This window comes from Thermosynechococcus sp., from assembly GCF_046299655.1.
GTDB lineage: Bacteria > Cyanobacteriota > Cyanobacteriia > Thermosynechococcales > Thermosynechococcaceae > Thermosynechococcus.
Window position 1 is genome coordinate 28,710 of sequence record NZ_JBKBHZ010000007.1, and the last position, 19,473, is coordinate 48,182.

The window sequence follows — 19,473 nt, forward strand, 5'->3', positions numbered from 1 at the left end:
CACGCAGCCCTCAAAACAAGTTGAGAACAGTTTTGACACGTTGCGGCACAGCCTTACCAAACCAGCCCATGATCCATGTCCATCAACGCCGCTGGCGCAAGAGAGCGATCGCCCTAGGGGTCTTTTTTTTCATCCTGCTCTTCCCTTGGCCAAGTGTAGCGCAGGGGATGCTGCCGGGGATGAGCCAGACTGGCGTTGCTCCCCCACCCCCCGGTGTCACCCGCCTTGGCGAGCTAGAAATTACCGAGGTGCGCTTTGATGGCAGTGACCTTTTTACCATTGCTGCACCCACGGTGCGCGATCGCACTCATCCCGGTGAGGCGATTCCTGTGGAAGTTCGGGCCGAACTCATTCAATCCAACCTGCGGCGGGTGCTCCACAGTGCCCTTGCCAAGCGGCGGCGATCGCCAGAATTGGTAAATATTGGCGTTGCCCGTCTCAATAATGTTTTGGTCATTAGTGCCCGCATTGGCCAAGCGGAACGCACCACTCGCCTTTTGACGGTGACAGAGGCCGACAGCGACTACCATCAACTGCCCCCCGACACCCTTGCCCAGCAGTGGCGGGATATTTTGCAGGCGCAGATGAACCGAGCCGTTCAGGAACGAACCCATACCGCCTTAATCGCCCAAGTTCAGGAAGCGCTTCTCATCTCCTTGAGGGTGGCCGGGGGAAGCTTCCTCCTCTTTCTTGGGCAGCAGGTGCTCCTGCGTCAACACCAGCATCTACAGGGACAACTTGAGAGAGTGGTTACCCAGACCTCGGAACCAGAGTGGCTTTTCCCTTTTTTACCCCATCTGCGCCAGCATTTTTTCCTCAAACAGCGGATCAAGCTGATTCGTCTGGTGCGCTATCTGCTGTTGTGGGGACAAGTGGCTTTGTGGCTGCTCGGCGTAGCGGCAGTTTTGCGTCTCTTTCCCATGACCCGCTGGCTGAGTTCCCAAGTCTATGGTCTGCCGATTCTCTGGATGGTGGTGTGGTTTGGCACGGGGCTACTGAACCAATTTGCTGATTTAGCTCTTGATCGCCTGCGCGTTTTCTGGGAGCAAAATAATCTGCTCAAGTTTGCCGATACGCAGCGCCGAACCCTGCGGGTAAGCACCACGGTGGAGGTGATGCGCAGTTGTAAGACCGCTGTGATCTATCTCACTCGACTCGTGGTCATCCTTGGCTCTTTAGGGGTGCCAGTGTCCTCCATCTTGGCGGTGGGAGGCTTTTTAGCCTTGGCCATTTCCTTGGGGTCGCAAAACTTGATCAAGGACATCATCAATGGTCTGCTCATTGTCTGGGAGGATCAGTACGGCATTGGCGATGTGGTGGAAATTGACCCCTACTCAGGGGTGGTAGAAAACTTGAATTTACGCATTACGCAGTTGCGCAACGCTGAGGGTAAGCTGATTACAATTCCCAACAGTATGATTACCAAGGTGGCCAACTTAACCCGTACGTGGTCGCGGGTGAATCTTGAACTGTGGGTGGATGTGGAGACCAATCCCGATCGCTTACTCTCGCTATTAGAGGACCTTAGTCGTCGCTTTTATGAAGAGCCTGAGTGGCAACTTAAGATGTTGGAGCCACCGCAGATCCTCGGGATTGATGAGATTACCGCCAGCGGCTTGCTCGTGCGCATTTGGATGAAGACACAACCAGGACAACAATGGACGGTAGGGCGGGAGTTTCGGCGGCGGCTGCTCAACCTCATGGCCGCAGAGGGGATTGCTGTGGGGCGGCTACATCAACAGCTTCACTGGGGGGGCGATCGCAACGGTCAAGGTGAAAATGTGAATCCTTCTCCCTTGGAATCGTGATCATGGGTCGGTGTATTTTAGTCATTGGCGGTGGTGCTGCTGGCTTTTTTGGGGCGATCGCCTGTGCGACAACGAACCCCCGCGATCGCATCACGATTTTGGAAGCCGGCGCCACGGTGCTCAGCAAGGTGCGTCTCTCTGGCGGGGGGCGCTGCAATGTCACCCACCACTGTTTTGATCCAGCGCTGCTCGTGCAGCACTATCCCCGTGGGGGCAAGGCGCTGCGGGGTGCCTTTAGCCGCTTTCAACCCCAAGACACGATTGCTTGGTTTGAGGCACGGGGGGTGCAGTTAAAAACCGAGGCCGATGGGCGCGTCTTTCCCGCCAGTGATGACTCAGAAACGATTGTCAACTGTCTGGTGCAGGAGGCAACGGCCTTGGGCATCCACATCCGCACGCGGGCAGGGGTGAAGGAAATTGCGAAGGTTAGCTCTGCGTTTCACGTTACTCTCGCTCAGCAGCCCTCACCCCTTGTGGGCGATCGCGTCCTCTTGGCCACAGGCAGCAGTCCCCAAGGCTATCGCTTGGCGGCGCAATTGGGACACCGCATTATTCCCCCCGTGCCTTCCCTGTTTACGTTTCAAGTGGAGGATCCCCTCTTGCACGAGCGCGCCGGCGTCAGTGTTGACCCCGTGCAGGCTACCCTCAAATTGCCACAACAGCCTGCCTTGACCCAAAGCGGCGCCATTCTTGTGACCCATTGGGGCTTGAGTGGGCCAGTGATCTTGAAGCTCTCGGCGTGGGGAGCGCGGGCCTTAGCAGCGCAGAACTATCGCGGCACCTTGGTGGTAAATTGGCTTCCTCACCTCTCTTTGCCCCAGATTCAAGCAGAGTTGGCCGCCTGTCGTAGCCGTAGCCCCAAGCGGGCGATCGCTAACCATTGTCCCTTTCCCTTACCGCGTCGCCTCTGGCGCTATTGGACAACCAGGTTGGGAATTCCCCCTGAGCAAACGTGGGCGCACCTGAGCAAAAAACAACTGCTGGCACTGGCAGCGGCCTTACACCAAGGTTCATTTGCGATCGCGGGCAAGGGCGCCTTCAAGGAGGAGTTTGTCACCTGTGGCGGGGTAGATCTGAAGGACGTGGATTTTAGAACCATGGCCAGCCGCCGCTGTGAGGGGCTGTTCTTCGCGGGGGAAATTCTCGATATTGACGGGGTGACGGGGGGCTTCAACCTGCAAAGCGCGTGGACAACGGGCTGGATTGCCGGTCAGGGATTGGCTGTGGGTTCGACAGGCACCGTTTCGGCAGGGGCTTCCACCGCCACCCTCTCTTGAGCGGCGGCTTGGAGGGCAAGGGGTTCGCTCTCTTTTTGTTTGAGGTTGAGGGGCAGCCGCAGGGGTTGTAGCTCGGGTTGTAGGGCGGGTGCCAAGGGGAGTGACTGATCCAAATCCTCAAGGGGACGAGGCACCAACATCACAGCATGGAGTTCCCCAATGCGATCCGCTTCGGCCATCCCTGCCTCAAGGGCGATCGCCGTATTGGAGGCGGTACCGCGAATAATGGCCGTACACAGACCGGCGCCAATGGTCTCGTAGGCTGTTAGCATCACATCTGCGGCCTTGAGCATGGCATCCGCCGCCCCCACCATGGCCGGAAAGCCACGGGTTTCCAATAGACCCACGGCGTAGCTACTGAGGCGATGGCCGCGATGTTTAGAGGCAATCTGGGCAAGAAGACTACCAATGGGGAGGATTTTCTCTAGGTTGGGATCGGGGCGGGGAATGACTAAGGTACTCAGTTCTTGACCAAATTGCCGTGCCCGTTCGGCACCCTCTTCTACCGCCAGACGCACATCGGCAATCTGACCGCGCACCACGGCAGTACAGTGGCCACCGCCAATTTTTTCGTAGCCCACAAGGAGGACATCGGAGGATTTGAGCATGTGATCGGCAATGCCCACGATTGCCGGAAAGCTCTGGGCGGAGACTAAACCCAAGGCTAAATCCGTAAAGTCATCCCGTCGCTCCATGGGCGAAATTCGTCAATCCAAATGTACTGAGTTTACTTCTATCTTAGCGGTTGGGTTGCGGAGGGCGCGGATGCCCCAAAAAGCCAAATGATCGTCCTCGCACCAGCGATCAGGGTCTAAGAATGTTCGTAATAGCCCACTGAGAAAGGGGCGATCGCCCCCAGTGACAATCGCCTTGCCTTGGGGAGACTCCTGAAAAAAGGCGCCCAAGTAGCTGTGCAGCACGGCGGCAGTGCCGTAGTAAAGACCGCTTTCAATCGCTGTGGTGGTGGTGGTACCCCACCGCGGGGGCGGTTCGGTGGGGATGGCTAGCCAGGGTAAAGCGGCTGTGTAATCCGCCAATGCCCGCGCCATTAACCCAACGCCGGGGAAAATAACCCCGCCTGCGAATTCGCCGCGCTCGTTGGCAAGGGTCAAGGTTAAGGCGGTGCCCCCATCCACCACACATACCGGTGCCCCATAAACTTGGAGCGCGCCCCAGAGGGCAAGGGCACGGTCAATGCCCAAGGTTGGGTACATCCGAGGAATGGGAATATCCTCAAGGGTGAGGGCGATCGCGCTCGGATAGACTTGGTGCAGTGGTACAGAACCAACACTCGCCCCCCAGCAGGGGAGGTTGGGATAGGCTTGGGCAGGGTTGACGGCTAATTCCTCAAGGGGCAAGTGCCAAGTGCGGCTGAGGTGTTCACCCGTAAAGAGCGCCCAGTGCTGCCGACTATTGCCAATGATCAGGGCGAACCAGTGATTACTTTGTGGAGACACCATCCACTTCTTCTGGATCGATGAGATAGAGATGAATATGTTTATATCCCGGCTTGATTTTAAAAGTATCCCCCGGCTTTAGGTTCATCGCTTTGGTATAGGCAGAACCAATGACAATCTGACCGTTTTGGTGCACTTTCACCCGATAGGAGGGCGATCGCCCTCGTCCTGATTGACTGTTGGCTTCTTTTTCCGATGAGTGTACCTCTAGTCCCTTGGCAGCGAGTACCGCTTCGTAAAATTTCCCCAGGTTGACCCGCACCTCACCGAATTTTGTGACGCGATAGTAGCCACAAAGCTTTGCAGCTTCCCTACAGGATACAGAACCCAGTTCACTTAAGCGCTGCAGGAGTGCTTTACCAGTTAGGGGCTTCGGTTTTTCCATTTGGTTGATATTTCCTCTATCAGAACACTATTCAAGTGAATAAAGCAACTAAATTGTTCTTTAATCAACAGGTGCCCACACTAGAGAGAAAAAGTCTGTCTGCGAGAATAATCTGAGTAGAAATCATTAGATTTAATCAAGCTACCACTTTATTTGAAACACAAAGTACTTTTTTTAGCAATATGTTAGTTTGAAGCAATCAATATAATCATATAGTGATGCCGAATCTATTTAACAAGAAAGGGGATTTAGTGTTATTTTGTTAAGTTTTATTTATCGCTTATTGCTTTTTGAGTCAAATTTATCTACTGCACCGTGCCTCTCCAAAAGTGCGGAATACGTGTAGGCATGCAGTCTGTCAGAGCAGCCCTAGGAGACAAAAAAGCTGTATAGTGGCTGTACCCTAACGGATCAATGACGAATGACCCCTTGGGAAACGTTGCGGCGCAATCCTTTGGTGATGTTTAGTTTGGGGGTGTTGCTGAGCTTGTACTTGCTGGCGATCGCCGCCGATTTTGTCGCTCCCTATAGCCCCTATGCCTTTCAAGTGGATGGTGCCCTGCTGCCCCCTACCCGCATTTATTGGCGCACGCCGCAGGGTCGGTGGATTGGGCCGCATGTCTATCCCACCCGCCTAGGTCCTGTGAACCTAGAAACCGGGGAGCGGCCTCTCATTGTGGACTGGGATGAGCCTTCGCCAATTCGCCTTTTTGTCAAGGGCAATCCCTACCGTTTCTTGGAAATTACCTTGCCGCTGCCGACGCGCTGGAGTCTGACGAATCCCCAAATTGAACCGCGCACTATTTTTGCGGGGTTTCCTAGCGATCGCCATCTCTTTGGCACGGTGGGCAAGGGCTATCTGAATCTCTTGGGAACGGATGACCAAGGACGGGATCAGTTAAGCCGGCTGCTCTTTGGTGCTCGCATCAGCCTCAGTATTGGCCTTGTGGGGGTGGCGATTTCCTTCCCAATTGGCATTCTCGTGGGGGCGATTGCCGGCTACTTTGGCGGCTGGATTGATGCAGTCTTGATGCGGAGTGTTGAGGTGCTAATGACGCTGCCGACGATCTATTTACTGGTGGCCTTAGCGGCGGTATTGCCTGCTGGCCTTAGTAGTGGTGAGCGATTTCTGTTGATCACTATCATTACCTCCTTTGTGAGTTGGGCAGGGCTAGCGCGGGTGATTCGCGGTCAAGTGCTCAGCCTCAAGGAAATGGCCTTTGTGCAAGCGGCGCAGGTGATGGGGGGGCGATCGCTCTACATTATTGTGCGGCACATTATTCCTCAAACAGCGACCTACGTGATTATTGCCGCAACCCTCTCGATTCCCAGCTTTATTGTGGCGGAATCCGTCCTGAGCCTCATTGGTCTAGGGATTCAGCAGCCGGATCCCTCTTGGGGGAATATGCTTTCTCTGGCAACGAATGTCTCAATTTTGGTTTTGCAGCCGTGGCTCGTTTGGGCACCGGCCACGCTGATTGTGCTCACGGTGCTCTGTTTCAACATTGTCGGCGACGGTCTGCGGGATGCCCTTGATCCTAAGCGGGTAGAAAAATAGCCGAGACCCTTGGGATACACTAGGGGGAGATTTTCAGAAATAGGCTATGAGTGGCGATCGCCGGCTCTATCGAATTCTGGTCATTGACGATGATCCCACCACCCGCCTCTTGCTGCGGAAAAGGCTCAAGGAGCTAGGCTATCAGGTCTCCGTGGCAAGTCATGGCCGCGAGGGGATTGCGATCGCCACTGCTGAAAAACCCGCCCTGATCATCTGCGACTGGATGATGCCTGAACTCGACGGCCTAGAGGTGTGTCGTCAAATCAAGCAGGATCAGGAACTCTCCCGCAGTTTTTTTGTGCTGCTCACTGCCAAAGGGGAGGTGGAAGACCGCATTCAGGGCTTGGATGCCGGTGCCGATGAATTCTTATCAAAGCCCATTGATCCCAATGAACTGCGGGCACGGATTCAGGCGGGTCTACGCCTTTATCAACTCAATCAAGATCTGCTCAAGCAAAAACAACTTCTTGAGGCGGAACTTCACGAGGCCGCTGATTATGTGCGATCGCTTTTGCCAGCTCCCCAAGAAGCCCCCTGCAAAATTAACTACTATTTCTTGCCCTCCAGTCAGTTGGGCGGCGATTGCTTTGACTTTTTTTGGGTGGGCGATCGCTATCTTGTCCTATACATTCTCGATATGTCAGGCCATGGCTTGGGGGCAGCCCTGCCTTCGGTCTCTGTCTTGAACCTGCTGCGCAGTACAACGCGAGGAGAGCAAACCAGCGGCACGTTTGATTATCTGCACCCTGCCCAAGTCCTCGAAGCCCTCAACAATGGCTTTCAAATGACGGATCAGCACGAGAAGTATTTCACGATTTGGTACGGCGTGTACGATCGCCAAAGGCGGCAGTTGACCTATGCCAGTGGTGGGCACCCGCCGGCACTGCTCCTCACCCCTGAGGCTGATGGATGGCAAGCTACCCTCCTCAAGACACCGGGCATTCCCATTGGCATGTTTGCTGACATGGCATTTACCCAAGCCACGATTGAAGTTCCCCCTTCGACAGTTCTCTATCTCTTTAGTGACGGCATCTATGAGTTTGAAACAACCGCCAATCGGGTTTGGGGCCTCGAAGCCTTTAGGGAGTTGCTCATGGCTGCCCACACCCAAGACCTCATGCCTGCATTGCCCCAGTTGATTGCCCAAGTGCAGCGCCATGCAGCGCCCGATGCCTTTGGCAGTGACGATGTTTCATTGGTGCAAGTGGCCTTTCCAGCGGCCTAACTTTGCATCTGAGATTGCATAATGGGACCCTTTCTGGGCAATATCCTTAAGCAGTGGCAGAGTGAAAATGAGCTATGGGCGGATGGGAGTTTTTACTGCAAAGGGAGGGCGATCGCGCTTGGTTGCCCCTAGAGCCACCCTCGGCGGAAGTGTTGGAGGGCAGTTACCGCTTGATGGCGCGCTGTCCCGTTGCCGAAACCTCGGTGGAAGTGCAAATTACCCATCTTTACGATGATCAGGGGGTACCCAAGCAGCGCTATCAACGCCGCACCCACCGCAGTAGTTCGACGGGACTGATGGGCATTTTGCCCTTTACGTATTTGCAGCCGGGGCATTGGGAATTTCAATGCCGTGTGGCGCAACAGGGGGTGCTCGACTCAGAGGTGTTTGCGATCGCCCTTGATGTCCTTACCCAAAGCGAAGAGTGGGATTTGCCGGCACCAGAAACCTGTTCTGCGGTTCCAGAGCAGCCAGTGAAAGCTGCCGACCCCCCTAAGCCGCAAGAACCCTCCCCTGCTGAGCTGCCCAGGACGCTCATTGAGCTGCCCCAAAGTGCCTATACGATCTTTGCCGATGAAACGTTGGTTTTAGAGGGTACAGTTGCCGTTCCGGGTACAGTGGTGATTCGTTTGCGCAATCCCGTCAGCCGCGATGTGGTACAGGAGCACGCAGTGCCAGCGATCCCCTGCGAGGGGAAATGGGGGTTTCACTGTACGCTCACGTCCCTAGCCGATTATTCAGTCATGGTGGGGGAAGCCCGCCTCCTGCCCAAGGAACCCCTAGAGCAGAGTGATCTCCGCCAAGTCCAAGCCTTTATGGTCACGGTGTTACCGGCACCGGAGATTCCTGCTGTCGCCGCCCCGCCCCCTGCCCCTGAACCTGTGTCACCAACAAGGGAAACAACCCATGGCCCGCAGTTGCCAGTCTTAGGAGATATTGCCCTCGAACCGGTGCCGGTGAGTGGCTTTTCCCTACCGCCCCAACTGAAGCCCGTAAAAGCTCCTGTTGTTGTGGATTTGCCTAGCTTTTGCCAGCCCCTCTCTGCCGTTACTGTACCGCCGCCTCGGGAGTTGCCCATCGATCGCCAAGAGCGATTTTGGTCGCGATTGCAACGGTTAGCTGAGTTAGCTCCCCCTGTGGACAGATTGTCAGTCGAGCCGACGCCCCTCAGCCCTGAAGCGACATATCTATTAAGTCCACCGCAGTTGATTTTAGCCCCTGAACCACTGGTATCGCCGCTGCACCTCAAGGTGAATTTGCCCGCAACACAACGGGGCTGCTCCGTCAAAGTGTGGATCACCAATGGCGAAACCGGAGAGTTAATTGCTGGCCCCCGCTGGCTGGTGGAGTTTGATTTTTATCGCTATGGGGATTACTGGCAAACCGTGCTCCACATTGACGTGCCCGCCAGCGTGCGTTCCATTGCTCTCATGGCGATCGCTATTGACCCCAAAACAGGCGCGGAAAGTCCGGCGGTGACCCTGCGGCGGCAGCTCCAAGTGGCCTAGCTTTCGGGTTCCGGTTGTGTTTCTGCCCGCTCAAAAGCCGGACAATAGCCCTCCGGTGCCACTTTGAAGTTGTAGAGCGCAGAAGCCTCATTCCAGCAGCGTTGCCCCCGATAAAACTGGCAATTAAAACAGCTCTCCTGATCGGGGGCGATCGGAACCGATGCTCCACCCAGCACTTCCTTGGGGGTCATACCGCGAATCAGCAGTTGCTCTCCCTGCCATGAGGCAAGAACAAAACCGGTATCCGCCAACCGTCGCCAACGCGGATCCGTGGTAATAGACGCGGGTAGGCGAATCATCGCTTCATCGTTCCACTCACTCACCTCCCCCTCATAGGCCAGTTGCACCAATGAACTTGGCGTCGAAAGCGTCAGTTGGCCAATGGGAAATTGAATCGTCGAGCCACTGGTGGGGGTGTGCAGATGGTAGCGGTTGCTCAATTCATTCAGGCTGGCTAAATCCGCAAGGTAGTTGGGATCGCCGTGGATGAGCACCACATGCTGCGGGCGAATATTGTGAATCAGTTGAGTCGTCGCAGGGCCATCGGCATGGAGGGAGAGTAAAAACGTATCCACTTCCACATTGGGTAATCTGGCTAAGTCAGGATCTATGCCCCGAAAGGGCTGACCATAGCGCAGACGCGGATAGAGCACCAGCCAAGGCCGTCTCCCCTGAGCCACGTAGGGACGCAGGTCTTGATCCTCCTCCACAAGAACAATGGTGGGGGCTTCGCCTCGAATTTGCGCCAAACTACTCAAGGGCTGCACTTGGGGTTTGACCCGCTGATCCCAAAAGAGAGACTGGTGTTGAGCAAAATTTTGAATGGCCGTGGGTAAATGGGGCAAAACCGTGAGGTAGGCATCACAGCCGCGAGCGATCGCTGGCGTGACCCAAATTTGAATCGGCTGTCCCGTAAAAAGATGATGACTGCGCAGCAGGATCAGAATTTCTTGAGCGGTACCGAGGGGTGGCAGCGGCAGTAGCACATTGTAGCCTTGATCCACCGCCGTGCGGATGCGTTCTGCCAGTTGGTTTTCCTGTTGACGGCGGTGGGGATGACGCGCCGTGCCTAGGCTTGCCTCAATGATCAGCACATCCGGCTGCAATCCCCGCAGATCCGCAAGGGGTAATCCTTCTGTAAAGCGCGTGTGGGAGAGAAAGAAATCCCCCGTATAGACCACGCTCAGGGGCGGTTGCTCTGTGTTTGGGTCTTGGTAGGTAAGGGCAAAAACAGCGGCTCCCGGTAAATGTCCCGCAGGAAAGAGTTCGGCCGTCAGACCATCCCCAAACTCAACGGGCGATCGCCAAGGCAGGGCGCGGCAAAAAGGGGGTACCGTTTCATCCGGCCAATTGAGGGGCAAAAGCTGCGTTGTCACCTCACTGGCATAGATGGGAATGTGGGGAAAGCGGCGATGGAGTGCCAACAGACTCTGGGCATGATCCGCGTGGGCATGGCTACAGAGCACCAGGTCAAAGGGATGCTGTTCAATTTCATCTAGGGGCAAAACATCAAGGGACGGCACCCCACAGTCCAGCAAAATCCGATAGGTGCCAATTCCTAAGCCAATGCACACCCCCTCATCGGCGTGACCCACCCCATAGTTGAGGCACTCGATCATGAATGACGATCAGTCACCCTCCTTCGTCAGTTTTAGTGAGCAGAGCCGTTACCGTGGTAATTATCGGTGTCGTAGAAACCATTGCGGGTGCCAAAGACCAAACACAGCAAAATAAACAGCGGCGTAAGGGCTAGTAGAATTGGCTTCACGTTAATGGCAGCATCCATGGTTGCGCTCCTCGCTATAGTGAACGGAGTCAAGGGTGGCTTCTGCTACTCAGTGTATCGCGGATCATTGGCAGGGATTTGCTGATTTTCTCTCCTCAAAGTAACGCAGTTGTCGCCAACCGACAAAATTCGCATAGGGCTGGCGATCGCCCATACATTCAGCCACATGTTCTAAGGGAGACAGGTGCTTTGGTTCTGCCCCCGCCAAGCGTTGATACAGGGCTAGATCCGCTTCTGGGTCACTGCGTCTGCCATCCCGTAGATAGTAAGAGACACGGGCACAACGTGCCACAGACATATACTTACATTCCTCCAAACTGTATTGTTCCCGTTCATGGGCGTCAATATAGGGAAGGTGCCAATCCCCCACAGCCACGGGTGTCGGTTCGTGGGTTTCCAGCAGATGCTGAATTAGCTTAGCCAAGGCTTGCATTTCGGGCTGGGCGTCGGGGTGGTTGCGCAGGCGCAAAAAGTTATCCCACTCCGTACTGCTGACCACGGTTTGCATCCACATCCACGGTTCCAGCATACGGTTTACCACCTGCTTGTGAATGCCGAGCTCATGGAGTTGGCGTGCCCCCTCAAGAACCGCAAGGCGAGTTTTCAACCAGATTTCCTTTGCCGCCTCCTTGTGTTCACTCTCTTGACGTGCCTGCATGCCCCGCTGGTTTTGCCCCCAATGGTAGGGAATAACGGGATTCTCTTTTACCTGCGCCATCATCTTTGTGACTGGCACTGCCCGCGAACTGGCGGAATTACGGGAAAAGACGCGATGGGTGAGGAGTTCACTGTGGATAAAACGCGGATATGTCAGTTGCAGTGTCACCAAGCGCACCCCTGCTGGTGAAATTGAATCGGCAATTACACGCCCGTCTTGCATCTTTAGTCTCTTCTGAATCTCTGCCTTTTCTAGGCTAGTGCAAGGGGAACACCGTCCGCGCGATCCGCTACTATGGTGCGCTCTGCCTCTTCTGTTGGCTTATCTGTTGTCAAGGTGATTTTTAGTTGGCAAACAAATATCTATCAAGCCCGGCAATTGATTACCGAGCGCTTGCAGGAGGTGCGCGATCGCCTACTGGCGAATGCCTCACCCCAAATTTCACCGATTACCTCCCCCATCGCCACGATTTTGATGTATGCCCTCGCCCCCAATGTGCCCACTGCATCAGATGCTACCTCCCTCATGGAACTGCGCCAGCTTGTGGATCAAAAAGTGGTGAATCGCCTCTTGGCGGTGGCGGGGGTGTCCCAAGTGATTGCCTATGGTGGCGATGTGCCCCAGTATCAGGTACTAGTTCATCCCGATCGCCTTGCCGCACAGCAGGTTTCCTTGCAGGAGGTAGTGGCGGGGGTGAGTGCTACCAATGAAAATGCAGCGGGTAGGGTCATTGTCACTGCCGATCAGGAGTTGATTGTGCGAGGCATTGGTCGGGCAACATCGGTGGCTGATTTAGTACGTTGGCGGCAGGGGTGATTGCCGTGCTGATGTATTTTGCTGTCAAGTCCATCCCCGCCATGCTGATGATTATGGTCAATTTACCCTTCCTTGGCCTTGGTGGGGGGCGTCTTGGCGATCGCCCTCAGTGGTGGTGTTCTCTCAGTGGCTTCCCTCGTGGGCTTTATTACCCTATTTGGAGTTGCCACCCACTGCCCTGACCCTACTGGTACTGCCTGCGTTTTACAGCCGTTTTGGCCGCTGGTTGCACCCCAAGGCCGTAGTTCATCATCAAGCCTTACCCTTTCATACAGGAGTTCCCCACGTCTAACCCATCCCGTTGGCAAGCGCTGATCGCTGGCCTTAGTCTCCTGAGCTTGAGTGCCTACCTAGGGTGTACCCCTTCGCCCCAAGGTGAAGCAACCCCTAGCCCACCACCTGCCTCCAGCCAACAAACCCACAGCCACGGGGGGCAAGGGGGGCAAATCATTGAGACGGGATGTTACCATCTGGAACTGATAGTGGGTCGTGAGGAGGGAGGCCTGCACATTGACTTCTACATCCAAGAGGGAGAAGACCATATTCCCGTGGGTACCGCCAGCGTTACTGCCAACATTGAAACGCCAACGGGCGATCGGGTTACTCTACCGATGACCTATACCCCTGAGGATGAACACTACACCGCACGGCTAGCCAATCCCGTGGCAGGAGACTATCGCATTGTTCTCCTGAGCACCATCAATGGTGAACCCATTAACAGTCGTTTTCGTTATGAACCCGATGAGGGAGGAATCCAAGAATGACCCCACCACGCTTTATCCAACCCACCCTCTTGGGACTGGCCATGCTCTTCAGTGGGGCGATCGCCACCCTTGGGATTGCCCAGGAATGGCCCATGGCCATGCCCCATGGCCACCATCACCTGCACCACAGTCCTAGCCATGACCACGGTGGGGGGTCGGCCACAACCCATGCGGAACTGGTGAATACGCCCACACCGACTCCTCAACAACCAACCACCTTTACGCTGGCCATTCGCACCCATACGGACGAGGCAGTGACGCAGTTTGAGCGTTTTCACGAGGAGCTAATGCACCTGATCATTGTCAGTGATGATTTTCAAGTGTTTCAGCACCTGCATCCCCGCTATCTGGGTGACGGTCAGTTTCAAGTCACAACCACATTGCCCCAAGGGGGAGGCTACACCCTCATTGCCGATTACAAGCCCACTGATGCTAACGAAACGGTGGCGATGATCCCAATCGCAGCTCAAGGCGCAGCGCCGCCTCCCCCTGCCCCCACTGCCCAAACCACCCAAGTGATTGGCACAACGACAGTTGAACTAAAACTCCCTCAACCCCTCAAAGCTGGTTCAGCCGTGGAAGTGGCATTTCGACTACGGGATGCTGCCACCCAGCAAGCCGTTACGGATCTCCGCCCCTACCTCGGTGAAGCAGGGCATCTAGTGATTTTACGGGAGACGACTCCTCTCAAACCCGTTGATTATGTCCATGCCCATGCTGTGGATCGTCAACCCAAAGAAAAGGTTCGTTTTATGACCCAGTTTCCGACCCCCGGACGTTATAAACTTTGGGGACAGTTCCAGCGGGGCGAGCAAATCGTTACCGCTCCCTTTTGGGTGACGGTGAATTAGGGGATTGCATGGATGAAGGGGTTGCTCCTTGAGGATGAGCCGGATTTAGGAGCCGCCATGCAGCGGGTTTTGCAACGGGAAGGCTATGTGGTGGACTGGGTGCAGGAGGGGGAAAGGGCTTAGGCTTACGTTGAGCAGTTGCAGGTGGACTACAGTGTTGCGATTTTGGACCGGATGGTGCCTCGGCTCTGGGGTTGGAGCTTTGTCAGCGACTGCGTACCCACCACTACACAGTGCCTATTTTGTTGCTGACGGCACGGGATGGTCTCAGCGATCGCGTTCAGGGATTAGATGCGGGGGCAGATGTATGCTCAATCTCTGCGAGGGGATGTCTCAACTGCTACTTCAGACACAAAACCTGAAACAAACGCTCCACCGTGGATTGGGTTGGGGGTAGCTGCTGGGGCGATCGCCTTATTTTGGGCAGGTGTGGGCTGGCAAAGCTACCGAACACGGCGTGCAGCTCATGGGGAACCCTCTCAATGTCCTGCCCCCACGAAGGTCAACCCTTAGGAGTCACAAAAGGACCATTGGAGCTTCTCTGTTCTGGAGAGTTTTGGCGTCACGAGGGCAAGGTGTCTGCCGAACGAGGCAAGATATTTAGTTAGAGATTTAGACACCTTAGAATAAGCAATGCGATCGCCCCCGCTAAAAACAGTTGTTGATCCCCCCACCGTTACCCTTACCCTCGAAAGTCAGGGGAAAACGCTAACATACTCCCTGACACAACCAGAGCATCGCTTGGGGCGCGATCACCAGTGGGCAGATTTAGTGGTGCCCGATGATCCCCTGTGGTCAGTCATTTCCAGCCGCCATGCCGTTTTTCAGCAAGAGGGGGCAACCTACTATCTCTGGGATGGGGATGGTCTTCAACGCCGCAGTACCAATGGCACGTTCTACAACCAACGCCGCATCGGCATTGACGAGGGCTTTGCCCTTGGGGAAACGCTGCGCCTCGAAATTGGCCAAGACCCCAAAAACAAAGTGCAACTGCTAGTGCAAATTCAGTTTCCGGGCACGGCCAGTCCCCCGCCCTTGCCACAGCGGCGCCGCCTTGTCCTGAAAACCCTCAAGGAATGGCCGCTGACGTTAGGGCGCGCAGCGACCAACAGCTATCAGCATTGGCAACTGGAGGCACCGACGGTGTCTTTGCGCCACGCCAGTATTGATCGCACTAGTGCCGGCCTCTACGTCCTACGGGATTTGGGCAGCAGCAACGGCACCTATGTCAACGACAAACTGCTTAAGGCTCCGCATACCCTACGCAACGGCGATCAAATTCGCATTGGCCCTTTTGTGCTGCTCTACCGCCACGAAACCCTAGAGGTTACGGATCAGGGCAGTCACATTCGCATTGATGCATGGGGATTGCAACGATGGGTGGGCGATCGCCCTCTCTTACAGGATGTTTCCTTCGTTGCTGAACCAAAGCAACTGATTGGCATCGTCGGTGGCAGTGGCACAGGGAAATCCACACTCTTGAGGGTGCTGATGGGGTTGGATCCCCTTCAGGAGGGACAGGTGCGGCTCAATGGTCTCAGCCTGCATCACAATCTTGCCACCTACCGTCCCCAGATTGGTTATGTGCCCCAAGAGGATATTGTCCATGCCCGCCTCACGGTGGCCGAAGTCCTCAACTATGCGGCGCACCTGCGCTTACCAGCGGATACCGATGCCCAAGACCGCAAAGCAGCCATTCAGCGAGTTCTGGAACAGGTGCAGCTAACAGGGACTGAACATCAACTGGTGGCCAGTCTCAGTGGTGGTCAGCGCAAGCGAGTGAGTATTGCCGTTGAGCTATTGGCCAACCCCAAGCTCTTTTTCCTTGATGAACCCACCTCGGGTCTCGATCCTGGCTTGGACTTTTTGCTGATGCAGTTGTTGCGCCAACTCGCAGATCAAGAGCGCACGATTATCTTGGTGACCCATGCTACCAGTCATGTGCATTTGTGCGATCGCCTGCTGGTTCTTGGTTTGGGCGGGCGTCTTTGCTATTTTGGTCCCGCCGATCAGGCGCGGCAATTCTTTAGTCCAACGGGCGATCGCCCCCTGAATTCCGTGGCTGAAATCTATGCCCTCTTGACCCCCGAAAATAGTGCCGAATGGAGTCAAAAATTTCGCCAATCCACGGACTATCAACGCTACCTTGCCAACCACCTCAGCATAGGGCGCCACTATGAGAGCACCAGTGTTCTGGGGGGCGAAAACCGTGCCAGTGCCGAACCTCCTCCCCAACAGCCAGCCCCACCTCACCTCTATCAATGGCGGGTATTGTGTCAACGCCAGTGGCAACTCCTGTGGCGCGATCGTCTCAGCCTTGTCTTAAATCTGATCAGCGTTCCCATTGCCCTGCTGCTCACCCGCTTTGCTATTGATCGCTCCCCCTTTGTGCCCCAAGATCCCCCCGCCCTGCTGCAAGCAGCTCAAACCCTGCGCATTCTCTTTGTCTTTACCTGTGCCTGTCTTTGGGTGGGCCTTTCTGGCTGGGCACAGGCCTTGATTACAGAAGTGGCCATCTACCGCCGCGAACGCCTTGCGAATCTCAGTCTCTGGGCCTACCTAGCCTCCAAACTCACCCTTGGAAAGGGCATAGCTTTGCTACAAACGCTGCTTATTACCCTTGTGGCCGTCTTGGCCTTTGGTCTGCCAAAGGGTGCCCTGCTTCCTTGGCCTATAGGATTTGGCCTCACCACCTTCCTGACACTGGTGGCCAGTCTCTGTCTAGGACTTTTGATCTCCGCTGTCGTGAGTAATAGCGATCAAGCGAGCAAGATTCTACCGCCATTGCTCTTGCCGCAAATTATCTTTGCCGGCGTCCTCTTTAAGCTCACAGGAATTGCAACGGTGCTCTCTTGGCTGACGATTGGCCGTTGGACAATGGGTGCCTATGGTGCCTTGATTGACGTGAATGGCATGGTGCCGCCGCCTCTCGATTTCGGTCTCTTTGAACCGCCCCCCCAACCCTTTGAACCAACGCCCGTCTATGCCCCTACTTGGGGAAACCTCTTATTAAATTGGGGAATGTTGATCCTCCACAGCGGGATTTACTTGGGCATGGCCACGTTTCTGCAACGGCGCAAAGGCTAAGATCCCCTATATTTACCTATTGCGATCGCCCCAGCACTGCGGGAAGATCTAGCAAATGAGCCAAAATTGTTCCTTCTAATCGAGAGACTGCCGCCGCACCCATGCAGACCGATGTTGTTTCCCTGTACGGGCGCGATTACATTCCCATTGTCGCCCCGCCCCTGCCTGCCACCAAGATTCAAACCCATCCCAAAACAGTTCCTGTCCTCAAGGACGATGACGTGTTGCTTATCTGTGATGAGTTGGGCAATATCTGCAATGGCGAGCAGCAAACAGCCATTACAGGTCTATTTTGCCAAGATACCCGCTTTCTCAGTCAAGCGGAGCTGCGGGTGGGGGGCGATCGCCCGGTGCTTCTGAGTTTTCACTGCACGGGTAGCCACGCTCTTAAGGTAGTGTGTACCAATCCTAAGCAGCCCAATTTACCTGCGGAAGCCCTCTCTATTGAGCGATCGCTGGTGATTCGTGGTGCCCTGTTTGAGACGCTTCTTGTTACCAACCACCAAGCAGTACCCGCCTCAGTCACTCTCAGCCTCAGCTTTGCCTCTGACTTTCAAGACTTGTTTGAAATCCGCCAGTATGGTAACCCCCGTCTGCAGCGAGGACAGACACTGCAACCGGTCTGTTGTGACCTGCGCCATGCCAAAGGGCGGGCTGACTTTTGTTTTGCCTACCAAGGGCTTGATGGCGCCCTCATGGAGACCCAAGTGCAGTTTTTGGGCACACCACCGACGTACTTAGAGGGCATGACTGCCAAATGGCACCTCAAACTCGAACCCCAAGGCTACCACACCATTCACTACTGTGTGCGCCCCTTTACCAATGGAGCAGCCACCTCGCGCGTACCGGTACCTTCCTCCTTAGCGACGGCGGATCGCTTGGCTCAAGAAGAACGACAACAATGGTGGAGCCAGTGTACGGAGATTGTTACTTCAAATCCTCAGTGGAATCGCATCCTGCGGCGGGGGATGGCGGATCTCTATATGCTGTTGCAGTCCTTTGGTCACGGCAAGGTTTTGACGGCGGGTATTCCCTGGTTTGCCACGCTCTTTGGCCGCGACTCAATTATTGCCGCGATGCAAACGCTGATCTTGAATCCCGCGATCGCCCGCGATACCCTGTGTACCCTTGCCCATTACCAAGGCAAAGAGGTTTGCCCAGAACGGGATGAGCAACCGGGGAAAATTCTCCATGAACTGCGCTTTGGGGAGATGGCACGCAACCGCGAAATTCCCCATACGCCCTACTATGGCACGGTGGATGCTACGCCGCTTTGGCTGATGCTGTATGCCGATTACTACCACTGGACGGGCGATCGCCCCACCGTGGAGCGCCTGTGGCCCCATGCCCTTGCAGCCATGCATTGGATTGATCAGCAAATGGCGGCTACGGGCTATCTCACTTACAATCGCCAAGCAGCAAAGGGCATTGACAACCAAGGCTGGAAAGATTCTGGCAACTGTATTGTTAACCGTCGCGGTCAACTGGCCCACGGTCCCATTGCCCTGTGTGAAGTCCAAGGCTATGTCTATGCCGCCAAAACCCGTCTGAGTGCCCTTGCCCGAGAACTTGGCTATGGCGAGTGGGGCGATCGCTGGCAAAACGAGGCCGCTGCCCTCAAAGATCGCTTCAACCGCGACTTTTGGCTAGAATCGGAAGGCTTCTATGCCCTTGCCCTCGATGGCGACGGTCGGCCAGTGGATAGCCTCACCTCCAATGCGGGTCAGTGCTTAATGACGGGCATCTGTGACCCAGAGAAAGCTCAACGGGTAGGGCAACGGCTGCGGTTGCCGGATCTCTTTAACGGCTGGGGCATTCGTACCCTCAGCAGTACCTCCCCCGCCTACAATCCTATTGGCTATCACTTGGGGTCGGTCTGGCCCCACGATACCAGCCTCATTGCCTTGGGACTACGCGCCATTGGTGATAGTGACTTTGCCCTGACCTTGGTGGAGACGCTCTTTGAGATGGTGTGTCGCCAACCGGATCTGCGCCCGCCAGAACTCTTCTGTGGCTTTGATCGCCACACCTATCCCCAACCAGTGCAATATCCCGTGGCCTGCTCTCCTCAAGCTTGGGCAACCGGCAGCCTCTTCCAGTTCATCCAAATTATGGTTTGGCCACTGGTGGATGCCTCCCAGGGCAAGTTCTTGGTACATCAACCCCTCTTGCCCACGAGTATCGAGGAACTCCACATGCGGAATCTGCGGGTCGGTGACACTCACTTTCACCTGCGGCTCTGGCGCACCGGCGAGAAGGGTTGTGACTGGGAAGTGCACCCCGCGTAACGAAT

16 protein-coding genes and 1 pseudogene are annotated in these 19,473 nt (G+C 55.5%); 11 read left to right on the plus strand and 6 right to left on the minus strand.

Translation table 11 applies throughout. The annotated features are described in order from the left end of the window. Positions 1 to 32 precede the first annotated feature (32 nt). Positions 33 to 1,808 carry a mechanosensitive ion channel family protein gene (locus tag ACK4HN_RS06350; protein ID WP_409868938.1) on the plus strand — a complete coding sequence of 592 codons (1,776 nt, stop codon included), beginning with the start codon at positions 33 to 35 and terminating at the stop codon, positions 1,806 to 1,808. Positions 1,809 to 1,810: 2 nt separating this feature from the next. Beyond that, a complete protein-coding gene (locus ACK4HN_RS06355) occupies positions 1,811 to 3,085 on the plus strand; it encodes an NAD(P)/FAD-dependent oxidoreductase (RefSeq protein WP_409868937.1) in 1,275 nt (424 codons plus the stop codon). Here ACK4HN_RS06355 and ACK4HN_RS06360 read toward each other — a convergent pair. The 3 genes from ACK4HN_RS06360 to ACK4HN_RS06370 are packed head-to-tail and all read right to left on the minus strand — an operon-like array spanning position 3,019 to position 4,927. Then, positions 3,019 to 3,780 carry a carbon dioxide-concentrating mechanism protein gene (locus ACK4HN_RS06360; RefSeq protein WP_409868936.1) on the minus strand — a complete coding sequence of 254 codons (762 nt, stop codon included), beginning with the start codon at positions 3,778 to 3,780 and terminating at the stop codon, positions 3,019 to 3,021. The two genes, ACK4HN_RS06355 and ACK4HN_RS06360, sit on opposite strands and share 67 nt — an antisense overlap. Before the next feature lie 12 nt (positions 3,781 to 3,792). Further along, a complete protein-coding gene (locus ACK4HN_RS06365; protein WP_409868935.1) occupies positions 3,793 to 4,545 on the minus strand; it encodes a pantothenate kinase in 753 nt (250 codons plus the stop codon). Next, entirely contained in the window at positions 4,526 to 4,927 is a 402-nt protein-coding gene (locus ACK4HN_RS06370) for an AbrB family transcriptional regulator (protein ID WP_409868934.1), read from the minus strand. The genes ACK4HN_RS06365 and ACK4HN_RS06370 overlap by 20 nt, the downstream gene beginning before the upstream one ends. Positions 4,928 to 5,348: 421 nt before the next feature. On the opposite strand from ACK4HN_RS06370, the gene ACK4HN_RS06375 reads away from it, so the two are divergent. From ACK4HN_RS06375 to ACK4HN_RS06385, 3 genes are all read left to right on the plus strand, one after another. Continuing rightward, the gene (locus ACK4HN_RS06375; protein ID WP_409868933.1) at positions 5,349 to 6,485 is read left to right on the plus strand and encodes an ABC transporter permease; all 1,137 of its coding nucleotides are present in this window, start codon (positions 5,349 to 5,351) and stop codon (positions 6,483 to 6,485) included. Between the two features lie 46 nt (positions 6,486 to 6,531). Then, positions 6,532 to 7,710, plus strand: a complete 1,179-nt coding sequence (locus ACK4HN_RS06380; protein ID WP_409877365.1) for a PP2C family protein-serine/threonine phosphatase — start codon at positions 6,532 to 6,534, stop codon at positions 7,708 to 7,710. Positions 7,711 to 7,784: 74 nt separating this feature from the next. Then, positions 7,785 to 9,218, plus strand: a complete 1,434-nt coding sequence (locus ACK4HN_RS06385) for a hypothetical protein (RefSeq protein ID WP_409868931.1) — start codon at positions 7,785 to 7,787, stop codon at positions 9,216 to 9,218. Here ACK4HN_RS06385 and ACK4HN_RS06390 read toward each other — a convergent pair. The 3 genes from ACK4HN_RS06390 to ACK4HN_RS06400 form a co-directional block, all read right to left on the minus strand. Continuing rightward, positions 9,215 to 10,837, minus strand: a complete 1,623-nt coding sequence (locus tag ACK4HN_RS06390; RefSeq protein ID WP_409868930.1) for an MBL fold metallo-hydrolase — start codon at positions 10,835 to 10,837, stop codon at positions 9,215 to 9,217. The genes ACK4HN_RS06385 and ACK4HN_RS06390 overlap by 4 nt on opposite strands. A 32-nt stretch (positions 10,838 to 10,869) precedes the next feature. Further along, positions 10,870 to 11,004 (minus strand): hypothetical protein, encoded by a 135-nt coding sequence (locus ACK4HN_RS06395; RefSeq protein ID WP_409853955.1) that lies wholly within the window; start codon positions 11,002 to 11,004, stop codon positions 10,870 to 10,872. Between the two features lie 64 nt (positions 11,005 to 11,068). Then, the gene (locus ACK4HN_RS06400; RefSeq protein WP_409868929.1) at positions 11,069 to 11,884 is read right to left on the minus strand and encodes an FAD-dependent thymidylate synthase; all 816 of its coding nucleotides are present in this window, start codon (positions 11,882 to 11,884) and stop codon (positions 11,069 to 11,071) included. Positions 11,885 to 11,956: 72 nt separating this feature from the next. On the opposite strand from ACK4HN_RS06400, the gene ACK4HN_RS06405 reads away from it, so the two are divergent. The 6 genes and pseudogenes from ACK4HN_RS06405 (at position 11,957) to ACK4HN_RS06430 (ending at position 19,468) form a co-directional block, all read left to right on the plus strand. Next, a complete protein-coding gene (locus ACK4HN_RS06405) occupies positions 11,957 to 12,478 on the plus strand; it encodes an efflux RND transporter permease subunit (protein ID WP_409868928.1) in 522 nt (173 codons plus the stop codon). After that, positions 12,454 to 12,770, plus strand: a pseudogene (locus ACK4HN_RS06410) (efflux RND transporter permease subunit); the annotation flags it as partial. The gene ACK4HN_RS06405 and the pseudogene ACK4HN_RS06410, both read left to right, overlap by 25 nt. A 46-nt stretch (positions 12,771 to 12,816) precedes the next feature. Next, the gene (locus tag ACK4HN_RS06415) at positions 12,817 to 13,242 is read left to right on the plus strand and encodes a hypothetical protein (RefSeq protein WP_409868927.1); all 426 of its coding nucleotides are present in this window, start codon (positions 12,817 to 12,819) and stop codon (positions 13,240 to 13,242) included. Continuing rightward, positions 13,239 to 14,093: a hypothetical protein gene (locus tag ACK4HN_RS06420; RefSeq protein ID WP_409868926.1), complete on the plus strand. Its 855-nt coding sequence runs from the start codon at positions 13,239 to 13,241 to the stop codon at positions 14,091 to 14,093. The genes ACK4HN_RS06415 and ACK4HN_RS06420 overlap by 4 nt, the downstream gene beginning before the upstream one ends. Before the next feature lie 633 nt (positions 14,094 to 14,726). Continuing rightward, positions 14,727 to 17,180, plus strand: a complete 2,454-nt coding sequence (locus ACK4HN_RS06425) for an ATP-binding cassette domain-containing protein (RefSeq protein WP_409868925.1) — start codon at positions 14,727 to 14,729, stop codon at positions 17,178 to 17,180. Between the two features lie 101 nt (positions 17,181 to 17,281). Next, positions 17,282 to 19,468: a glycogen debranching N-terminal domain-containing protein gene (locus tag ACK4HN_RS06430; RefSeq protein ID WP_409868924.1), complete on the plus strand. Its 2,187-nt coding sequence runs from the start codon at positions 17,282 to 17,284 to the stop codon at positions 19,466 to 19,468. Positions 19,469 to 19,473: the final 5 nt, after the last annotated feature.

Coding starts and splice junctions, on each gene's coding strand:
- ACK4HN_RS06370 (WP_409868934.1), bottom strand. CDS start 4,927: ATGGAAAAACCGAAGCCCCTAACTGGTAAAGCACTCCTGCAGCGCTTA.
- ACK4HN_RS06365 (WP_409868935.1), bottom strand. CDS start 4,545: ATGGTGTCTCCACAAAGTAATCACTGGTTCGCCCTGATCATTGGCAAT.
- ACK4HN_RS06425 (WP_409868925.1), top strand. CDS start 14,727: ATGCGATCGCCCCCGCTAAAAACAGTTGTTGATCCCCCCACCGTTACC.
- ACK4HN_RS06400 (WP_409868929.1), bottom strand. CDS start 11,884: ATGCAAGACGGGCGTGTAATTGCCGATTCAATTTCACCAGCAGGGGTG.
- ACK4HN_RS06420 (WP_409868926.1), top strand. CDS start 13,239: ATGACCCCACCACGCTTTATCCAACCCACCCTCTTGGGACTGGCCATG.
- ACK4HN_RS06355 (WP_409868937.1), top strand. CDS start 1,811: ATGGGTCGGTGTATTTTAGTCATTGGCGGTGGTGCTGCTGGCTTTTTT.
- ACK4HN_RS06385 (WP_409868931.1), top strand. CDS start 7,785: ATGGGCGGATGGGAGTTTTTACTGCAAAGGGAGGGCGATCGCGCTTGG.
- ACK4HN_RS06380 (WP_409877365.1), top strand. CDS start 6,532: ATGAGTGGCGATCGCCGGCTCTATCGAATTCTGGTCATTGACGATGAT.
- ACK4HN_RS06375 (WP_409868933.1), top strand. CDS start 5,349: ATGACCCCTTGGGAAACGTTGCGGCGCAATCCTTTGGTGATGTTTAGT.
- ACK4HN_RS06395 (WP_409853955.1), bottom strand. CDS start 11,004: ATGGATGCTGCCATTAACGTGAAGCCAATTCTACTAGCCCTTACGCCG.
- ACK4HN_RS06360 (WP_409868936.1), bottom strand. CDS start 3,780: ATGGAGCGACGGGATGACTTTACGGATTTAGCCTTGGGTTTAGTCTCC.
- ACK4HN_RS06405 (WP_409868928.1), top strand. CDS start 11,957: ATGGTGCGCTCTGCCTCTTCTGTTGGCTTATCTGTTGTCAAGGTGATT.
- ACK4HN_RS06430 (WP_409868924.1), top strand. CDS start 17,282: ATGCAGACCGATGTTGTTTCCCTGTACGGGCGCGATTACATTCCCATT.
- ACK4HN_RS06390 (WP_409868930.1), bottom strand. CDS start 10,837: ATGATCGAGTGCCTCAACTATGGGGTGGGTCACGCCGATGAGGGGGTG.